The 17,485-nt window shown below is 46.6% G+C and carries 17 protein-coding genes; 15 read left to right on the top strand and 2 right to left on the bottom strand.

Features of this window, described 5'->3' with window-relative positions:
- Nucleotides 1-3: 3 nt before the first annotated feature.
- Entirely contained in the window at nucleotides 4-450 is a 447-nt protein-coding gene (gene dtd / locus ACKPBX_RS01155; RefSeq protein WP_086627840.1) for a D-aminoacyl-tRNA deacylase, read from the top strand.
- Between the two features lie 308 nt (nucleotides 451-758).
- Here the strand turns inward: dtd and ACKPBX_RS01150 are convergent, their stop codons facing one another.
- Nucleotides 759-2,075, bottom strand: coding sequence for an N-acetylmuramoyl-L-alanine amidase family protein (locus tag ACKPBX_RS01150; protein WP_233436850.1), 1,317 nt, complete (start codon nucleotides 2,073-2,075; stop codon nucleotides 759-761).
- A 536-nt stretch (nucleotides 2,076-2,611) separates the two neighbouring features.
- On the opposite strand from ACKPBX_RS01150, the gene hisS reads away from it, so the two are divergent.
- The 5 genes from hisS to ACKPBX_RS01125 all read left to right on the top strand — a co-directional run bounded on the left by hisS (nucleotide 2,612) and on the right by ACKPBX_RS01125 (nucleotide 8,306).
- Nucleotides 2,612-3,934: a histidine--tRNA ligase gene (gene hisS, locus ACKPBX_RS01145; protein ID WP_119093723.1), complete on the top strand. Its 1,323-nt coding sequence runs from the start codon at nucleotides 2,612-2,614 to the stop codon at nucleotides 3,932-3,934.
- Nucleotides 3,935-3,958: 24 nt separating this feature from the next.
- Entirely contained in the window at nucleotides 3,959-5,725 is a 1,767-nt protein-coding gene (gene aspS, locus ACKPBX_RS01140) for an aspartate--tRNA ligase (protein WP_319995772.1), read from the top strand.
- Nucleotides 5,726-5,895: 170 nt separating this feature from the next.
- Entirely contained in the window at nucleotides 5,896-6,762 is an 867-nt protein-coding gene (locus tag ACKPBX_RS01135; protein ID WP_233442754.1) for a deoxyribonuclease IV, read from the top strand.
- A gap of 88 nt (nucleotides 6,763-6,850) precedes the next feature.
- Nucleotides 6,851-7,429, top strand: a complete 579-nt coding sequence (locus ACKPBX_RS01130) for a LemA family protein (protein WP_086627846.1) — start codon at nucleotides 6,851-6,853, stop codon at nucleotides 7,427-7,429.
- 28 nt (nucleotides 7,430-7,457) lie between these two features.
- The gene (locus ACKPBX_RS01125; protein ID WP_086627847.1) at nucleotides 7,458-8,306 is read left to right on the top strand and encodes a TPM domain-containing protein; all 849 of its coding nucleotides are present in this window, start codon (nucleotides 7,458-7,460) and stop codon (nucleotides 8,304-8,306) included.
- Between the two features lie 75 nt (nucleotides 8,307-8,381).
- On the opposite strand, the gene ACKPBX_RS01120 is transcribed toward ACKPBX_RS01125, so the two are convergent.
- The gene (locus ACKPBX_RS01120) at nucleotides 8,382-9,209 is read right to left on the bottom strand and encodes a pyruvate, water dikinase regulatory protein (RefSeq protein ID WP_086627848.1); all 828 of its coding nucleotides are present in this window, start codon (nucleotides 9,207-9,209) and stop codon (nucleotides 8,382-8,384) included.
- An 89-nt stretch (nucleotides 9,210-9,298) separates the two neighbouring features.
- On the opposite strand from ACKPBX_RS01120, the gene ACKPBX_RS01115 reads away from it, so the two are divergent.
- The 9 genes from ACKPBX_RS01115 to glyS all read left to right on the top strand — a co-directional run bounded on the left by ACKPBX_RS01115 (nucleotide 9,299) and on the right by glyS (nucleotide 17,266).
- Nucleotides 9,299-9,733 (top strand): Fur family transcriptional regulator, encoded by a 435-nt coding sequence (locus ACKPBX_RS01115; protein ID WP_319995771.1) that lies wholly within the window; start codon nucleotides 9,299-9,301, stop codon nucleotides 9,731-9,733.
- Between the two features lie 181 nt (nucleotides 9,734-9,914).
- Nucleotides 9,915-10,088, top strand: coding sequence for a 30S ribosomal protein S21 (gene rpsU, locus ACKPBX_RS01110; protein ID WP_086627850.1), 174 nt, complete (start codon nucleotides 9,915-9,917; stop codon nucleotides 10,086-10,088).
- 240 nt (nucleotides 10,089-10,328) lie between these two features.
- Complete coding sequence (locus ACKPBX_RS01105; RefSeq protein WP_086628187.1) at nucleotides 10,329-11,276, top strand: PhoH family protein; 948 nt, start codon at nucleotides 10,329-10,331, stop codon at nucleotides 11,274-11,276.
- 8 nt (nucleotides 11,277-11,284) lie between these two features.
- Nucleotides 11,285-11,767, top strand: a complete 483-nt coding sequence (gene ybeY, locus ACKPBX_RS01100; RefSeq protein ID WP_086627851.1) for an rRNA maturation RNase YbeY — start codon at nucleotides 11,285-11,287, stop codon at nucleotides 11,765-11,767.
- Between the two features lie 7 nt (nucleotides 11,768-11,774).
- Nucleotides 11,775-12,164 (top strand): diacylglycerol kinase family protein, encoded by a 390-nt coding sequence (locus tag ACKPBX_RS01095; protein ID WP_233436849.1) that lies wholly within the window; start codon nucleotides 11,775-11,777, stop codon nucleotides 12,162-12,164.
- Between the two features lie 10 nt (nucleotides 12,165-12,174).
- Nucleotides 12,175-13,086, top strand: a complete 912-nt coding sequence (era, locus tag ACKPBX_RS01090) for a GTPase Era (protein ID WP_086627853.1) — start codon at nucleotides 12,175-12,177, stop codon at nucleotides 13,084-13,086.
- 90 nt (nucleotides 13,087-13,176) lie between these two features.
- Entirely contained in the window at nucleotides 13,177-14,016 is an 840-nt protein-coding gene (gene recO / locus ACKPBX_RS01085; protein ID WP_319995770.1) for a DNA repair protein RecO, read from the top strand.
- A 270-nt stretch (nucleotides 14,017-14,286) separates the two neighbouring features.
- Nucleotides 14,287-15,198, top strand: a complete 912-nt coding sequence (gene glyQ / locus ACKPBX_RS01080) for a glycine--tRNA ligase subunit alpha (protein ID WP_086628188.1) — start codon at nucleotides 14,287-14,289, stop codon at nucleotides 15,196-15,198.
- Between the two features lie 4 nt (nucleotides 15,199-15,202).
- Nucleotides 15,203-17,266 carry a glycine--tRNA ligase subunit beta gene (gene glyS, locus ACKPBX_RS01075; protein ID WP_086627855.1) on the top strand — a complete coding sequence of 688 codons (2,064 nt, stop codon included), beginning with the start codon at nucleotides 15,203-15,205 and terminating at the stop codon, nucleotides 17,264-17,266.
- Nucleotides 17,267-17,485 lie beyond the last annotated feature (219 nt).

Genomic DNA, 17,485 nt, shown 5'->3' with positions numbered 1-17,485 from the left:
AATATGCGTGTCGTGGTACAGAAAGTTACGGAAGCGTCCGTAACGGTTGAAGATGAAATCATCGGGGAAATAGGAGAGGGCTTTATGCTTTTGGTCGGCATCGGCAAGGATGACACACATGAAGACGTGCACTACCTCGTCCGCAAAGTTTCAAATCTCCGGGTTTTCGAGGATGAAGAAGGCAAAATGAACCGCTCCTTGAAGGATGTGGAAGGAGCCATCCTTTCGATATCCCAGTTCACTTTGTTCGCTGATACAAAAAAAGGGAACCGCCCAAGCTTCACCAATGCAGCCGCTCCAGAAATGGGGGAGGCGCTTTATCAAGCGTTCAACGAGCTGTTAAGAGCGGAAGGGTTCTCTGTGGCATCGGGTAAATTCGGTGCGCACATGTCTGTCCGTTTGAACAACGATGGACCCGTAACCATTCTCATCGATTCCAAAAACAAATAATAGAGCCGGCAGCTTGAACCATTCGAGGTTCAAGCTGCCGACTCTGTTTTTTGATGGCTAGCTTCACGGGTAAGCCCTTCGGAAAGAAATAAAGGAACCCCTTGTCTCTACGAGCCAAGGATACTGTTCGACTAACCTGCTGACGCAGGAAGTATCTCAGCATATTGCGCTCTACGATGCTCAGTTGCATGGGAGTCTTAGGGATTCATCCCTTAGACTCCCAGTACAAGGTGACCGTAGGGAACGTTGCGGAGCACGATTTCCTAAATTTCTTTCAGGGCTAAACGAACCCGTTCAGCTTTTCTTTGTTATTGGAAATATTCGGTCAATGCTTGGTAGATGCTTTCTGCCACCAGCGAGCGATAATAATCGGAATTGAAGGTTTTGACGTCGGAGTCATTATTCATATAGCCGAGCTCCAACAACAAGGCTGGTTGCTCATTTTCGCGCGTGACCAAGAAATCGCCGAATTTGGAACCATTGTCCTGCAACGGTAAAGTATCGGCCAGGTGGTCATCGACCAGATTTGCTAACGGAATATCCGCATCGGCATAATAATAGGTAGTAAAGCCGGTCGCGGAAGTACCACTTGCGGTGGAATCATAATGCAGACTGATGAACAGATCGGCGTCGTTGACATTACTCATTTCTGCCCGATCTTCCAGGGTTACGTAGACATCAGAGGTGCGCGTCAATATGACGTTTGCTCCGGCACTGCGTAATTTTTCAGCAACTGCTTCAGCAGTTTTGAGTGTTACTTCCTTCTCGTAAATATAAGTACCTTCCGCACCTGGATCTTCCCCACCGTGGCCCGGATCGATCACGATGGTCGCTTCGGCAAGCGTGGTTGTCGATGAAGCAGTGACGGGAGTATTGAGCGATTCGGATGTTTCCACCAACCAAGAGGCGACGTAACCTTCCTTGTTTCCCTCATAAAGGATCTTATAGAAATCACCTGATTCGCTGATCAGTTCGTATTCTTCGCCTTTTTCGGCAATGAACAGGATATCGCTGCCTGTCGAAGGGCCGCTGCGGACATTTACGCCATCCATGGTGATGATCACTTTCGGATTAGCGTCGTCAGCAACAACGGCTGTGGTATCAACTGTCTCCGGTGCCAATTGGATGCTGCCTGGTGAAATTTCGATCAGCTCCGATAAAATCCAAGCGACCTTATTGTTGTACTTGATTTGACTCCAGCCGTTCTCTTCATACAACAGGGCGAATTTTTCGCCTTCACTTGCCGTACCGACAACTTCGGATGCTTCATTGTTCTCTTGTCGAACGTTGGCGGAGGGCACCAGCACAGTTGCCAATAATTCGGATGTTGCCGCGATCTCGGTGTTGTTGATCAGCCAACTGGCTACCCATCCGATTCTTCCGTCCGAAAGCCGGACTTTATACCATTCGTTCTTATCGGCCAAAACATTGACTGAGGAGCCGCCTTGAATTTGCGTCATGATGTCGTAGGACAATCCTGGGCCGGACCTGACATTTACGATGCTGGCGGAGATGCCGACTGTAGTATAGTTGGCCAATGCTACCGTACCGAAGGAGCCCAATCCGACAAATAACAAAAAAAGCGTCAAGAAGAACAGATGTCTATTTTTTGCGATAGTCTTCACTAGTTGTCTCCTTTCTGGTTTGGAATGCATAAAATTTACAAAAATTGTTCAATTCTTCTATCATTATAGCAAAGATACGGCATCCAATGCAAAGCCTTTTCAGAAATTATGGATCTGTTCCTTATATAGACAAAGCTGAACCGCGACGCAGCAGTACGACACAAAATATGCGATTGACTATGCTGGCCCCGAAAGTGAAAATATGATGAAAACAGTATTGACAATTCGGTGCTTATCTTGTATCGTTAAGGAAATTATAAATGTCCAGTGAAGATCGAAGTAGAATAGATTGGTTTGATTCAGAGAGGATTGCCGCGGCTGAGAGCACTCCCAAACGTTTATTTGAAAGACAGGTTGGAGGATTAATAGTGAAAAGCTATTACGCCACGAACGTTACTCGTTAAAGGAAAGCTATGCTTTCGAATAAAGGTGGCACCACGTCTGACTAATCGTCCTTTTCCATGATGGAAAGAGGGCTATTTTTTTGCTTTTTTTCAGACAGAAGACAGTATGAAGCGAAAGGAATGGTTATAAAAATGATACAAAAACCAAAAGGGACTGCCGACATATTTTTGCAGGAAGCAGAAATTTGGCAATACGTGGAAGAAACAGCCCGCATCTTACTGCATGACTATCAGTTTTCAGAAATCCGCACCCCGATGTTCGAAAGTTATGAACTGTTTTCAAGAGGGGTCGGCGATACGAGTGATATCGTATCGAAGGAAATGTACGATTTCTATGATAAAGGCGAACGACACATCGCGTTGAAGCCTGAAGGAACGGCTCCAGTGGTCCGGGCTTACGTCGAAAACAAGCTGTTCGGCCCTGAACATCCGAAACCTCTGAAAGTCTATTACATCAGCCCGATGTTCCGCTACGAAAGACCACAAGGCGGAAGAATGCGTCAATTCCACCAACTGGGTGTCGAAGTTTTCGGAAGCATCAATCCAGCGACCGATGTCGAAACCATGGCACTGGCATGGGATATACTGAAGGAATTGGAATTGAGCGATCTGAAATTGGTCATCAATTCGTTGGGCAAGACTGAAGATCGGATCAGATACCGCGAAGCGCTGATTGCCTACTTGGAACCTTTCCATGATGAATTGAGCAAGGATTCCCAGACCCGTCTGCACAAAAATCCGTTGCGCGTGCTGGACAGCAAAGACAAGCGCGACAAAGAAATTGTCGCCCAGGCACCGAGCATTTTGGAGTTCCTGTCGGAAGATTCGAAGAAACATTTTGAATCGGTCCAGGAAATGCTTCAGGCGTTGGAAATCCCCTTCACGATCAACAGCAATATGGTCCGTGGTCTAGATTATTATCAAGATACGATTTTTGAAATCATGAGTGCATCCGCAGTTTTCGGGGCGGAAACGACCATCTGCGGCGGTGGCCGCTATGATGGCTTGGTTCAGGAAATCGGTGGACCGGAAGTGCCAGGCTTCGGCTTCGGGATGGGCTTGGAAAGACTGATCCTCTTGATGAAGGATCAGCAAGTCGATATACCGAAACTATCCGAGTTGGATGTCTATGTGGTCGGTCTGGGAGAAGCTACGAACATCGAATCCTTGAAATTGGTCCAAAACGCACGCCAAGCAGGGTATTCAGCGGACCGGGACTTCCATGATCGCAAAGCCAAAGCACAATTCAAAACCGCCACGAAAAATGGGGCCAAAGTAGTGCTGACCATCGGCGAAGATGAATTGAACAACAAACAAGTGCAATTCAAAGTGATGTCGACCGGTAAAGAGCAGAAAGTGGCGTTGACTGAGATTTACGCTGATTTTGACAAAGTGTACAAAACACAGACAGCCGATATGACAGCTTTCAATGAATTTTTCGGAAAAGAAGACTAGAACATACAGAAAAGGGTAGTGAAAATGGATAGAAGAACAGAATATTGCGGATTATTTACGGAAGCAAACGTTGGACAGACTGTCGTCGCCAATGGTTGGGTTAACAAAAGAAGAGACTTAGGCGGATTGATCTTTATCCACCTGCGTGACCGCGAAGGCATCGTCCAAGTCGTTTTCAACACAGAATTCAATGAAGAAGCGTTCCGCATTGCGGAAACGATCCGTGGGGAATATGTCCTGCAGGTCAAAGGTAAAGTAGTCCTTCGTGAAGCAAATCAGATCAATCCGAACATCGGCACAGGCACAATCGAAATCGAAGCGGAATCCGTGGAGATTTTGGCGAAAGCGAAAACACCACCGTTCTATATCGAAGGCGATCTGAACGTATCCGATGAATTGCGCATGAAATACCGTTACATCGATTTAAGAAGAGACAAAATGATGAACAACATGAAAATTCGCCACCAAACGACGCGCACTGTCCGCAACTATTTGGATGACTTGAATTTCATGGACATCGAAACGCCATATTTGACGAAATCGACTCCGGAAGGTGCGCGTGACTATATCGTTCCGTCCCGTGTCCATCAAGGCGAATTTTATGCGCTGCCGCAATCACCGCAACTGTTCAAACAGATGCTTATGGGCGCAGGCTTTGACCGCTATTACCAGATCGTTCGCTGCTTCCGTGATGAAGATCTGCGCGGTGACAGACAGCCGGAATTCACCCAAATCGATATCGAAACCAGTTTCCTGTCTGCTGCTGAAATCCAGGAAATCACCGAAACTATGCTTCAGAAAGTCATGAAGGACGTTTTGGGCAAAGATATTCCGGCTCCATTCCCGCGCATTTCCTACGATGAAGCGATGAACCGATTCGGCAGCGATAAGCCGGATACCCGTTTCGCATTGGAACTGATCGACATGAATGAATTTGCGAAAACTTCTTCGTTCAACGTATTCAAAGCGACCAGCGAAAGCGGCGGCCAAGTTCGTGGCTTGAACGTCAAAGGCAAAGCCGATGCCTATTCGCGCAAAGACATGGATAACCTGATCGAGTACGCCAAACAATACGGTGCAAAAGGCATGGCTTGGATGAAAGTCGAAGAGGACGGACTGAAAGGCGCCGTGGCTAAATTCTTCACCGAAGACAGCGAAGAATTGATCAGACTGATGGATGCGGAGCCTGGCGACTTGCTGGTGTTCGTTGCTGATAAAAAAGAGATCGTCTATCAAGCATTAGGAGAGCTGCGCCTGAAGTTCGGCCGCGATCTTGATCTGATCGACAAATCCCAATTTGCTTTCGTTTGGGTTGTAAATTGGCCATTGCTTGAGTACGATGTGGACGCAAAACGCTACACAGCGATGCACCATCCATTCACTCGTCCAAACGACGAAGATCTTGCCAAATTAGCCGACCACCCGGAAGAAGTCTATGCACAAGCCTACGATATCGTCCTGAACGGTTATGAAATCGGCGGCGGCTCTCTGCGTATCTACACAAGGGAAGTGCAAGAGCAGATGTTTGCGGCACTTGGCTTCAGCAAAGAAGATGCCGAAGAGGAGTTCGGATTCTTGTTGGATGCATTCGACTATGGCTTCCCACCACATGGCGGCATCGCTTTAGGGCTGGATCGTCTGGTCATGTTGTTGGCTGGCGAATCGAACATCCGAGAAGTGATCGCGTTCCCTAAAAACGGGAAAGCTTTCGACCCGATGACGAACGCTCCAAGCGAAGTAAGCGCAGCTCAGTTGAAAGAACTGAGCCTGAAAATCGCTTCATTGGACTAACAATTGCACTAAAAAGAGCATCTGATGGTAAGGAAAACAAGCCTTATGATACAATAATCGTATCATAAGGCTTGTTTTTCGTCTCCGGGTTTATTGAAGGCGAAAATGCTTTTTAGGATAATACATAATAAAAGGGTGAAGATATGTTAAAGATAGGTTCACATGTTTCTATGGGCGGTAAAAAAATGCTGTTGGGTTCAGCAGAGGAGGCAGCATCCTACGGTTCTTCGGTGTTTATGATCTACACAGGCGCTCCGCAGAATACCCGGAGAAAAAGCGTCGATGAGATGAATATTCCGGAAGGCATGGACTATATGGCGAAGCACGGTCTGGTCGAATTGGTCGTGCATGCACCCTACATCATCAACTTGGCAAATACAACGAAACCGGACCATTTTGAATTCGCAATCGGATTTTTGCGCGATGAAATCGTGCGGGCGCAAGCTCTTGGAGCAAGACAAATTACGCTGCATCCGGGTTCGCATGTCGGTGCCGGTTCTGATATAGGCATCAAACAGATCATCAAGGGCTTGAATGAAGTGCTGGAGCCTAGTCAGACTGCACAGATTGCATTGGAAACGATGGCCGGAAAAGGCACCGAAATCGGCCGGACGTTTGAGGAGTTGGCTGCCATCATGGATGGGGTAGTCTACAACGACAAGTTATCCGTAACATTGGATACGTGCCATATAAATGATGCGGGTTATAACGTCAAAGAGGACTTCGACGGTGTTTTGGAAGAGTTCGACCGCGTCATCGGTCTGGAACGTTTGAAAATGGTCCATATCAACGACTCGAAAAACGAAAGAGGGACCCATAAGGACAGGCATGCTAACATCGGGTTCGGCACCATCGGTTTTGAAACCTTGAACAAAATTGTTCATCACCCTCAATTGCAGGATTTGCCGAAAATATTGGAAACTCCGTTCGTCGGAGAGGACAAAAAGAACAAGAAGGCGCCTTACAGGTTCGAATTGGACATGCTGAAGTCGCAGACATTCAATCCGAGATTGTTGGAAGACATCCTGAATCAGTGAGAAATACATCTTTGGATGGATGCGGTTTTGCCGAAGTTCAGGGATAATTGTATGTAAGCACAAAATGAAAAATAAAGGAGATGGGAAGATGAAAGGTTGGTTGAAGGGCTTAATTGGTGTTTTTATTGCGGTGTTGCTGTTGGGAGTACCATTGATCAGCTCCTATAATGGTTTGGTGACTGAGGAAAGCAACGTCGATGTGCAATGGGCGAATGTGGAAACCAAACTACAAAGACGTTATGATCTGATCCCCAACTTGGTGGAATCGGTAAAAGGCGCTATGGAACAGGAACAGGAAGTATTCGGTGCAATCGCTGATGCCCGTGCCAGAATCGGCAGTGCCCAGACGACCGAAGAACAGGTTACAGCCAGCAACGAAATGGAATCCGCGCTTTCGCGCCTATTGGTGATTGTTGAGAACTATCCGGAACTGAAATCGAACGAACAAGTGACGGCTCTGATGGATGAGTTGGCAGGTACCGAAAACAGGATTTCGGTCGAGAGGGATCGTTACAATGAAGCTGTGCAACAATACAACAACAAAGTCAAACGGTTCCCGGGATCACTCATGGCAGGACTTTTCGGATTTGATGAAAAATCTTATTTTGAAGCGGTCAGCGGCGCTGAAACTGCTCCAAGTGTAGACTTGAATACAGACGATGAATAATTGAGGGGCTGATGATGCTTTGTTTCAAATGAGAAAAAAGGCGCGGTGGCAATTGCTTGTGGTTTTGGGGTTGTTCCTCTTTTCGATGGCTTTCGCGCCTTCCAAACATGCGCAAGCGTTGCCTGATCCGACAACTGAATTTTATGTCTATGATCCAAGCGGCACGCTCTCCGAAGAAACGAAATCATTCATCCTGAGCGTGAATGAACAATACGAATTGACTGAAGAAAAACCCCAAGTTGTCGTGGCGGTGGTCGATTCGCTGCAAGGTGAGACAATCGAGGAGTATTCTGTCGACCTGTTCGAAAAGTGGAAAATTGGCCAGGCGGATGCCGATAACGGCGTGCTGATTTTGTTGGCTTTGGAAGAAAGGGAAATCCGCTTCGAAATCGGATACGGTCTGGAAGGTGCCTTAACGGACAGCAGGACAGGCAGAATTTTAGACAATCATCTGGATTATCTTTCGGCCAATGACTTCGATGGCGGGCTGAAAGAAATTTTTACGGAAGCGGCGGTTGTCGTCAATCAGGAATACCAATATGATGACGAAGTAATTTTCTCGGGCTATCCTGTCGATACAACGCAATACTCTGAAGACGATTCATCGTTTTTCGCGTCAATCGTCCAATTCCTGTTCATCCTTTTGCTGCTGTCCTTCTTTTTTGGCGGTCGAGGCAGAGGCGGACGCGGTGGACGCGGTGGCGGAATGAATCCGTTGTGGTGGTTGCTTCTAAGCGGTGGCGGAGGTGGGTACCGCGGCAACAATCATCGAGGAGGGTATGGCGGTGGCGGTTTCGGTGGTGGTGGCTTTGGCGGAGGAGGCGGCTTCGGAGGAGGAGGTTCTTCCGGAGGAGGCGGATCCAGCAGAGGGTTCTAAAGCACCTGTTGAAACAATTGAATAGAACAACAAAAGAAGAGGGCCCGAAATGAATCGGGTCCTCTTCTTTCAATTTCAGGGAATGATGGTTGTATCGGAAATTTCGATGCTGCTCATAATGATGGCGGCTGTTTCTTCTATAGAGCGCTTGGATACATTGATGACGATGCAACCCAATTTATTGTACAATTCATAGGCGTATTCCAGTTCAGCCCGGATGCGGTCCATGTCCGAATAAATGGTTTCCGGCGATAATCCGTAAGCGATCATCCGCTCCTTGCGGAAATTATTCAATACCTCGGCATCATTTGTCAATCCGACGATTTTTTTCGGATCCACTTGCCAAATTTCGTCAGGCACTGAGGCTTCCGGCATGATCGGCAGGTTCGCCACTTTGATGGTCTTGTTCGCCAAAAACATGGATAGTGGCGTCTTTGAAGTGCGCGAAACGCCCAGCAGGACCAAATCGGCATCCAAGAAACCCTTTGGATCTTTCCCGTCATCGTACTTGACTGCGAACTCGATGGCGCTGATCCGGTTGAAGTACTCATCATCCAAACGATGCAGGGCGCCTGCTCTCCGGATAGGCTGCTGCCCGGTCTTTTCGGTGATGTCACTAACCAGTGCTTTCAATATGTTATAGCAAGGCAAGTCCTCTGCTGCGCAGAAACTGTCCGTGTATTCACTCAAATCCTCGACGACCAAAGTATGGATAACAAATGCTTTCAGTTCTTTGGCCTCTACCAATACAGGCTCCAAATCTTTCATTTTTCTGATGAATGGATAATGATACATATGAACAGTAATCGATGGGAATTGTGCCAATACGGCCTGAAGGACTTTCCTGGCGGTGTCTCCTACCGAATCTGATATGATGACAAAATGTAGGTCCTGTTGCTCCATATAATTTCATCCTTTCTGAATCTTAATGATTGCAATCTCACTAATAATATACTATAGTCAATTTGAAATTGATAGAGTCGGGAGGGAAAATGATGCCGGTAGATACCGTAACCATTGCACTGCAGCAATTAAAGAAACAAGGTTATAAATATACCCAGAAAAGAGAAGATATCATTACGGTTTTTGTGGAAGCTAACCGCTATCTGTCTGCAAAATCAGTTCTGCATGCGTTACAGGACGAATATCCGACACTCAGCTATGACACGATATACCGCAACCTGTATACTTTTGTGGAAGTTGGGATCTTGGAAGAAACAGAATTGAACAACGAAAAACTGTTCCGGATCACTTGTTTGCACGAGGGACACCACCATCATCACTTCATTTGTCAACAATGCGGGATGACGATTGCTTTGCAGATGTGTCCGATGGATTTCTTTGAGCAACAGTTGGAGGGATGCCAAATTTCGTCCCATCGCTTCGAAATATTTGGTGTTTGCAAGAATTGTTTGGCGAATGCGTAGTCCTTCCTGAAGGCAGCCAGACTGATGCTTTAACCGATTTTGATGATACACTCTTTTGTTTTGCAATAAAACGTTGCAATTGCTTTCTCCTATGATATAATATCAAAAGAACAATTTCATTTTGATTTCTTATTTTCAAAAGGAAACGTTACTTTTAATGCTCGGAGGGAGGGAATATTTAATGTCAAAAACAGTTGTTCGTAAAAACGAATCTCTTGATGATGCTCTTCGTCGCTTTAAACGTACTGTTTCAAAAACTGGAACTCTACAAGACGCTCGTAAACATGAATTTTATGAAAAGCCAAGTGTGAAACGTAAGAAGAAATCTGAAGCTGCCAGAAAACGTAAATTCTAACAGCAAGATGCTTGCTTTCTAAAATTCTTAGAGACTAATCGATAAAGAATGGGATGATCTCCGTATCATTCCATTTTTTTGTCGTCCAGAAAAGCGCCTTGAACACAAGGGGATAAATATTTTCATAAGCCATGCCGCTTTATGTTATACTATTAGCAATAAGCAGTGAAAAAAATCCCCAAAAAGAGGAGTGTAGCTTGTTTGACCGATAAAGTGAATAAAACAGAGAAAATTGAAGTGATGGACGCATCCGTTTTGCCTCAATTATTTGGATCGCAGGATAAGCATCTGAAGATGTTGGAAGATGCTTTGCATGTGACCATTACAAGCCGCGGCATGAAAATAGAAATCAGTGGCGAGGAGCCGGCTGTCGACAAGGCCCGCTCGCTGTTGAAGCAACTTTTGGAATTGTTAGCGCGCGGCATCCCTATTTCACAAACAGATATCGTCACAGCTATAAAAATGTCCGAACGCGGAAGCCTCGATTTCTTCATAAACCTTTATGAGGAGGAAATCGGCAGGTCATACGCAGGCAAGCCTATCCGGGCGAAAAATTTCGGCCAAAGGCAATATGTGCAGGCCGTGAAGAAAAAAGATGTCGTATTCGGAATAGGGCCCGCCGGAACCGGAAAAACCTTCTTAGCAGTAGTGATGGCTGTGGAGGCTCTGAAGAACGGTAAGGTAAAAAAAATCATCCTGACACGTCCGGCTGTTGAAGCTGGTGAAAATCTAGGCTTCCTGCCCGGAGATCTGAAGGAAAAAGTTGACCCGTATTTGCGCCCGGTCTATGATGCGCTTTATGCCATCTATGGCGTCGAGCACACGACCCGCTTGATGGATAGGGGAGTCATCGAAATTGCGCCGCTCGCATACATGCGCGGAAGGACGCTGGAAGATGCTTTCATCATCCTGGACGAAGCGCAGAATACGACTGTCGCGCAGATGAAGATGTTCCTGACCCGGCTCGGATTCGGGTCAAAAATGATCGTCAACGGCGACAAAACCCAGATCGATTTGCCGAAAGGCGCCCTTTCAGGATTGATTGATGCCGAGAAGAAACTTAAGGGCATTCCTGACATCACTTTTGTCACCTTTGATATTTATGATGTCGTGCGCCACCCGGTCGTTGCGAGCATCATCAAAGCATATGATGTCAAAGAGGAAACAAAACACAATATAGAAAAGTGAGCGATTATATGGAAATAGATATTTTTGATGAAACAGAATCTGTACAGAATGCGCATACGGAATTGGTCCATTCCTTGATTGCTTTTGCGGGGGAGTATTTGAAGTTGGCGTCCGACACCGAATTGTCGATCACCTTTGTGGACAATGAGCGCATCCGGGAAATCAATCGTGAATTCCGCAACAAAGATCAGGCCACAGACGTCATCAGCTTTGCGCTGAACGATGAAATGGATGACGATTTCCCGATCAACATGGAAAGCATAACCGGCGCCTTCCCGACAAATATCGGCGATATCATCATCTCGACCGACAAGACCGCTGAACAAGCGGAGTCCTATGGCCACAGTTTCGAGCGGGAACTAGGTTTCCTTGCGTTGCATGGTTTCCTGCATTTGAATGGTTATGATCACATGACGGAAGAAGACGAAAAGGAAATGTTCGGTCTTCAGAAAGAGATACTGGATGCTTATGGACTCAAAAGAGACGAGTAGGGAAAAGATGGGGAAAATCGGAAAGAATCCAAGTTTTTTTGCTTCAGTGAAGCATGCTTTGGATGGCATCGGCATTATCCTCAAAGAAGAAAAAAACATGCGCAGTCATGCTTTGTTTGGCTTGATACCGCTCCTGTCGGCCTGGTTCTTCGGAGCGAGCCCAATGGAGTGGATCGTGATCATCTTCTGCATATTTTTGGTGATCATCATGGAGTTTCTGAATACGATATTTGAAAATGTGGTCGATCTGGTGACCGATTACGAGTATCATCCTCTGGCAAAGAAAGCAAAAGACATCGCTGCCGGAGCGGTCTTGGTTACAGCATTCTTTGCCATCCTGATCGCGGCCATCATTTTTTTGCCCAAGTTTTTGGAATTATATTATAAGTTAATTTGAGGAGTTTTGTATGAATAAAAAAGAAGGTTTCAAATCAGGATTCGTCTCCATCATCGGGAGACCTAACGTAGGGAAATCGACACTTTTGAACCGCATCGTCGGTCAAAAGGTCGCCATCATGAGCGATGTCCCGCAGACTACCCGGAACAAGATCCAAGGCGTAGTGACTTCGGATGATTCCCAGATCGTCTTCATCGATACGCCCGGAATCCACAAACCGCAGACGCGCTTGAACGATTTCATGTTGAAGAGCGCTTACAGCACTTTCAATGAAGTTGATTTGGTTCTGTTCATGGTGAATGCGGCAGAAAAAAGAGGAGCGGGGGACAATTTCATTCTTGAAAAACTCAAGAACCTGCGCACTCCAAAATTCTTGATCATCAACAAAATCGATCAGGTCAAGCCGGAGGAATTACTGAAAATCATCATGGACTATACTTCAGACAATGAGTTCAATGAAGTGGTTCCGATTTCTGCCATTCAAGGGAACAATGTCGATGAAATGATGGCCACCATCAAAAAATACATGCCGGAGGGACCCCAATTCTATCCGGACGATCAAGTGACGGATCACCCGGAATACTTCGTCGTGTCCGAATTCATCCGCGAAAAGATCCTTCAGTTGACCAAGGAAGAAGTGCCGCATTCAGTGGCTGTCGTCGTGGAATCGATGCAGCGCAACGAGGATGATAAAGTCCACGTCCATGCAACCATCATCGTCGATCGGGCCAGCCAAAAAGGCATCATCATCGGCAAAGGCGGGAAAATGTTGAAAGAAATTGGTGTCCGGGCACGTCGGGATATCGAAGCGATGCTGGGTGATAAAATTTACCTCGAACTTTGGGTGAAGGTCCAAAAAGATTGGCGCGACAAGCAGAGTTATCTGCAGGACTACGGGTATCGCCAAAAGGATTACGATTGATCAGTTAGTGCTCAATTGATACATGAATAGCAATCAGTAAGAGTTTGGGAGGCTGCCTTCCGGACTCTTCTCTTTTCGAAAGGGTGCGACATGGAGACATATCAGGAATTTGATGGCATCGTCTTATCGATCCGAAAACACAGGGAAAAGGATGCTTTGGTAAAAATATTTACGCGTGATCATGGAAAACGGATGTTTTTCGTGAAGAACATCAAAAACCCGAACCATTCCTTGAAAGCGGCGCTGCTGCCCTTCACAAAAGCGACTTATCTGGGTCGCGTCAAGGATGACGGACTTAGCTTCCTGCAGGACAGCCGCGAAATCACCCACTTTTCCAAAATGCAAACGGATATCCACCTGAACGCCTACGCGACGTATTTGAACAATCTGGCCGATGCAGCCATCAACGATGCCATCAAGGCCGCTGACCTCTACGATCTGTTGGAGGAATCCCTGGTCGCTATGCAGAACGGGATGGATGCGGAAATCGTAGTGAACATTTTCGAAATGCGGGTGCTGAAATATTTTGGGGCAGCTCCGCAATTGCAGGAATGCGTCATCTGTCACAGCAAGCAAGAACCTTTCGATTTTTCGGTCAAATATTCCGGTGCCTTGTGCCAAAATCATTACGGGGAAGACCCCAGAAGATCGCATGCAAGCCCTGCAGCTGTCCATTTTGCGCGGATTTTCCAATTGGTCACTCCGAAGCAAGTCGGGAATATCCAGATCAAAGCCGAGACGAAACAGGCGCTCAGAGCCTTCATCGACGAATTATATGAGGAATACGTCGGGATCCGACTGAAAAGCAAGAGTTTCATCGACCAGATGTACGCTTGGGAAACAAAGGTAGAGATTCCGTTCCGTTCCGCAGCCGAATCGCAGCCAAACAAGCCGAGCGAAAGCGGAAAGCCCGATTCAACTAGTTCTTGACATTCTGAAGGAACAAGGCTACTATTGAGAAGAACTAAATACTGGACGTTGAAGATAAGAGTACCTCTGGTCAGTACCGAAAAGCGAGTTTGGGATAGTGTGAGCCAAATCGGGAGACTATTGCGGAAAGGCGTATCCGAGTCCTGTAACGAAGTGCCGGCAATTGCCGGAATTAGGGTGGAACCGCGAAAATATTCGTCCCTATGTTTCAAGGAGACTTGATGCATAGGGACTTTTTTTATGTATTATTTCAAGTGGAGGAGATTTATGATGGAAAACAAATTAACTGTGCAAAAAATGATTCAAGCGCTACAAAATTTTTGGGCAGATCAAGGCTGCCTTTTGATGCAGTCCTATGATACTGAAAAAGGTGCCGGAACAATGAGCCCGTACACTTTCTTGCGTGCAATCGGCCCAGAACCTTGGAACGCCGCATACGTGGAGCCTTCGCGTCGTCCTGCTGACGGCCGCTACGGTGAAAATCCCAACCGTCTCTACCAACATCACCAATTCCAGGTGGTCATGAAGCCATCGCCGGACAATATCCAGGAACTATATCTGGAAAGCCTGAAAGTATTGGGCATCAATCCGATCGAACATGATATCCGCTTTGTCGAAGACAACTGGGAAAACCCTTCATTGGGCTGCGCAGGCTTGGGCTGGGAAGTCTGGTTGGATGGAATGGAAGTCACCCAGTTCACTTATTTCCAGCAAGTGGGCGGTTTGGAATGCAGTCCTGTCACAAGTGAAATCACCTATGGTTTGGAGCGCTTGGCTTCTTATATCCAGGATGTGAACAGTGTCTACGATCTTGAGTGGACAGAGGGCGTGAAATACGGCGAAATCTTCGGCCAGCCGGAATATGAACATTCCAAATATTCGTTTGAGGAAAGCAACGTCGATCTGTTGTTCCAACTATTTGATTCATTTGAAGCGGAAGCGACAAAACAGATCGAGAACGGTCTCGTGCATCCGGCTTATGACTATGTCCTGAAGAGTTCGCATGCCTTTAACCTTTTGGATGCAAGAGGTGTCATTTCTGCGACTGACCGCGCGGGCTATCTCGCACGAATCCGCAATATGGCGCGCCAACTGGCGAAAGCTTTTGTCCAAAAGAGAAAAGAACTGGGTTTCCCGTTGCTTTCGGATGATCAAAAAGAACTTGCCCTGAAGGAGGACTAAATTGATGAGTCAAACTGTATTATTAGAAATCGGACTTGAAGAAATGCCTGCGAAATATGTGCGCAGCAGCAGTATCCAATTGAAAGAAAAAATGGCCGCTTTTTTGGAAGCAAACCGCATCGGCTTTGACGCGATCGAAATGTATGCGACGCCGAGACGTTTGGCGGTCATCGCCAGCGGAGTCAGTGATAAACAGGCGGATTTGGCGGAAGTCATCAAAGGACCCGCAAAAAAAATCGCTTTGCAGGCTGACGGCACTTGGTCAAAAGCTGCACTGGGCTTTGTCCGCGGACAAGGCTTGACTCCTGAAGACATCTTCTTTGATGAACTGAATGGTGTGGAGTATGTTTTCGTCAAGAAAGAAACGAACGGAAAAGCTTCATCCGAAGTGCTGAAGGAATTGAATACGGTCGTTGAGTCGTTGACTTTCCCTGTTTCGATGCATTGGGGCAACCATCACTTCAAGTACATCCGACCGATCCATTGGATTGTGGCATTGGCTGATGCTGAAATCATCCCATTCCAAGTCTTGGATGTCGTTTCAGGCCGGACCACACGCGGGCACCGTTTCTTGGGCGAAGACGTGACGCTGTCGCATGCAGGCGAGTATGTGGAGAAATTGGCTGAACAACATGTCATTGCCGATCAGGACAAAAGGAAAAACATGATCCGGGCCCAATTCCAACAGATTGAAGCTGAAAATGGCTGGATCATCCCTAACGACGAAAGCTTATTGGAAGAAGTCACTTCTTTGGTAGAATACCCGACAGCCTTCTTCGGTGAATACGACAGCAAATATTTGACTTTGCCGGCAGATGTATTGATCACATCGATGAAGGACCACCAACGCTATTTCGAAGTTAAGGACAAATCGGGCAAACTTTTGCCGTACTTCATATCCGTACGCAACGGGAATGGCATATTCATCGATAACGTGAAAAAAGGCAATGAGAAAGTCCTGACAGCAAGGCTTGAGGACGGCCTGTTCTTCTTCAACGAAGACCAACGCATCACAATTGCGCAGTCGGTCGAAAAATTGAAGAAAGTCACATTCCATTCGAAAATCGGCTCCATTCATGATAAGATGGACAACACAGCGAAAATCGCTGCCCATCTTGCTGATCTGCTTGATCTGGAAGAGGACGACAAAACGCAATTGTTGCGTGCGGCTTCCATCTACAAGTTTGACTTGGTGACCAACATGGTTTCCGAGTTTACGGAACTGCAAGGCATCATGGGTGAAGTCTATGCGTTGCAACAAGGCGAAACCGCTGCTGTAGCAACCGCGATCCGCGAACACTATCTGCCGGTATCCAGTGAAGGCGAATTGCCGGAAACCCAAATCGGAGCAGTTTTGGCGATGGCGGACAAATTGGACAGCATCATCAGTTTCTTCCTGCAGGGTATGGTTCCGACAGGGTCGAACGACCCGTATGCTTTGCGTCGTCAAATGATCGGCGTCATTCAAATCATCGAGAAATACCAATGGTCATTCTCGTTGGAAGATTTGTTGTCTGCCTTGTTGACGGAGGTTTTTGCGATTGAAGATGCAGAATCGTTCGATAAAACAATGAATGAACTTGCCGTTTTCGCAAACGGCCGTATCCAACAGAAACTTCAAACCTACGGCATCCGTTATGATATAGTTGAAGCTGTGCTGCAATCCGGCGAAAAAGACGTCAACACCCTATTCGCTAACGCCAAAGTATTGCAGGCGCACAGTGAAGAGGAATCATTCAAAACGATCATGGAAGCTCTTGCGCGCGTCGTAAACATTTCCGGAAATCCTGATGAATCGATTCCCGTCCAGAAAGATCTGCTTGAAACAGCCAGCGAGAAGAATCTGTATGTGCAGATTAATCATCTCGATTTGGCTCTGTCCCACGGCGATCCGGAAGCGGATTACACCGCCTTAGCTGCGATTGCGCCATATATTGAAGCTTATTTCGATGAAAATATGGTCATGGTCGAGGATGTTGCTATCCGCAGCAACCGTTTGAATACGCTCGGAAACCTGACCTTGAGCATTATGCAGTTTGCTGATGTCAGAAAATTGATCCTTAAATAGTGAAGTGATGGAGGCGGGGCTAACATTGTTTACTCCCGGCTCCATCATTTTGTCTTCCGCCAGGTGCGGGCTGGATCGATACCTTCAAGACTGTATTTTCTTTTCGTTTTTTGGTTAATATGGTAAATTAAGAGGGAAGAATGAGCGCTTCAATAGACGGAGCTCAAATTATTTGTTAAAGATACTTGTCCAATTTTTTGAAGTGCGGAAGCGCATCTG

This window comes from Trichococcus shcherbakoviae, from assembly GCF_963666195.1.
Lineage (GTDB): Bacteria > Bacillota > Bacilli > Lactobacillales > Aerococcaceae > Trichococcus > Trichococcus shcherbakoviae.
Note: the sequence above shows the minus strand (reverse complement) of the source record. Positions and strands in the feature narration are given on the sequence as shown.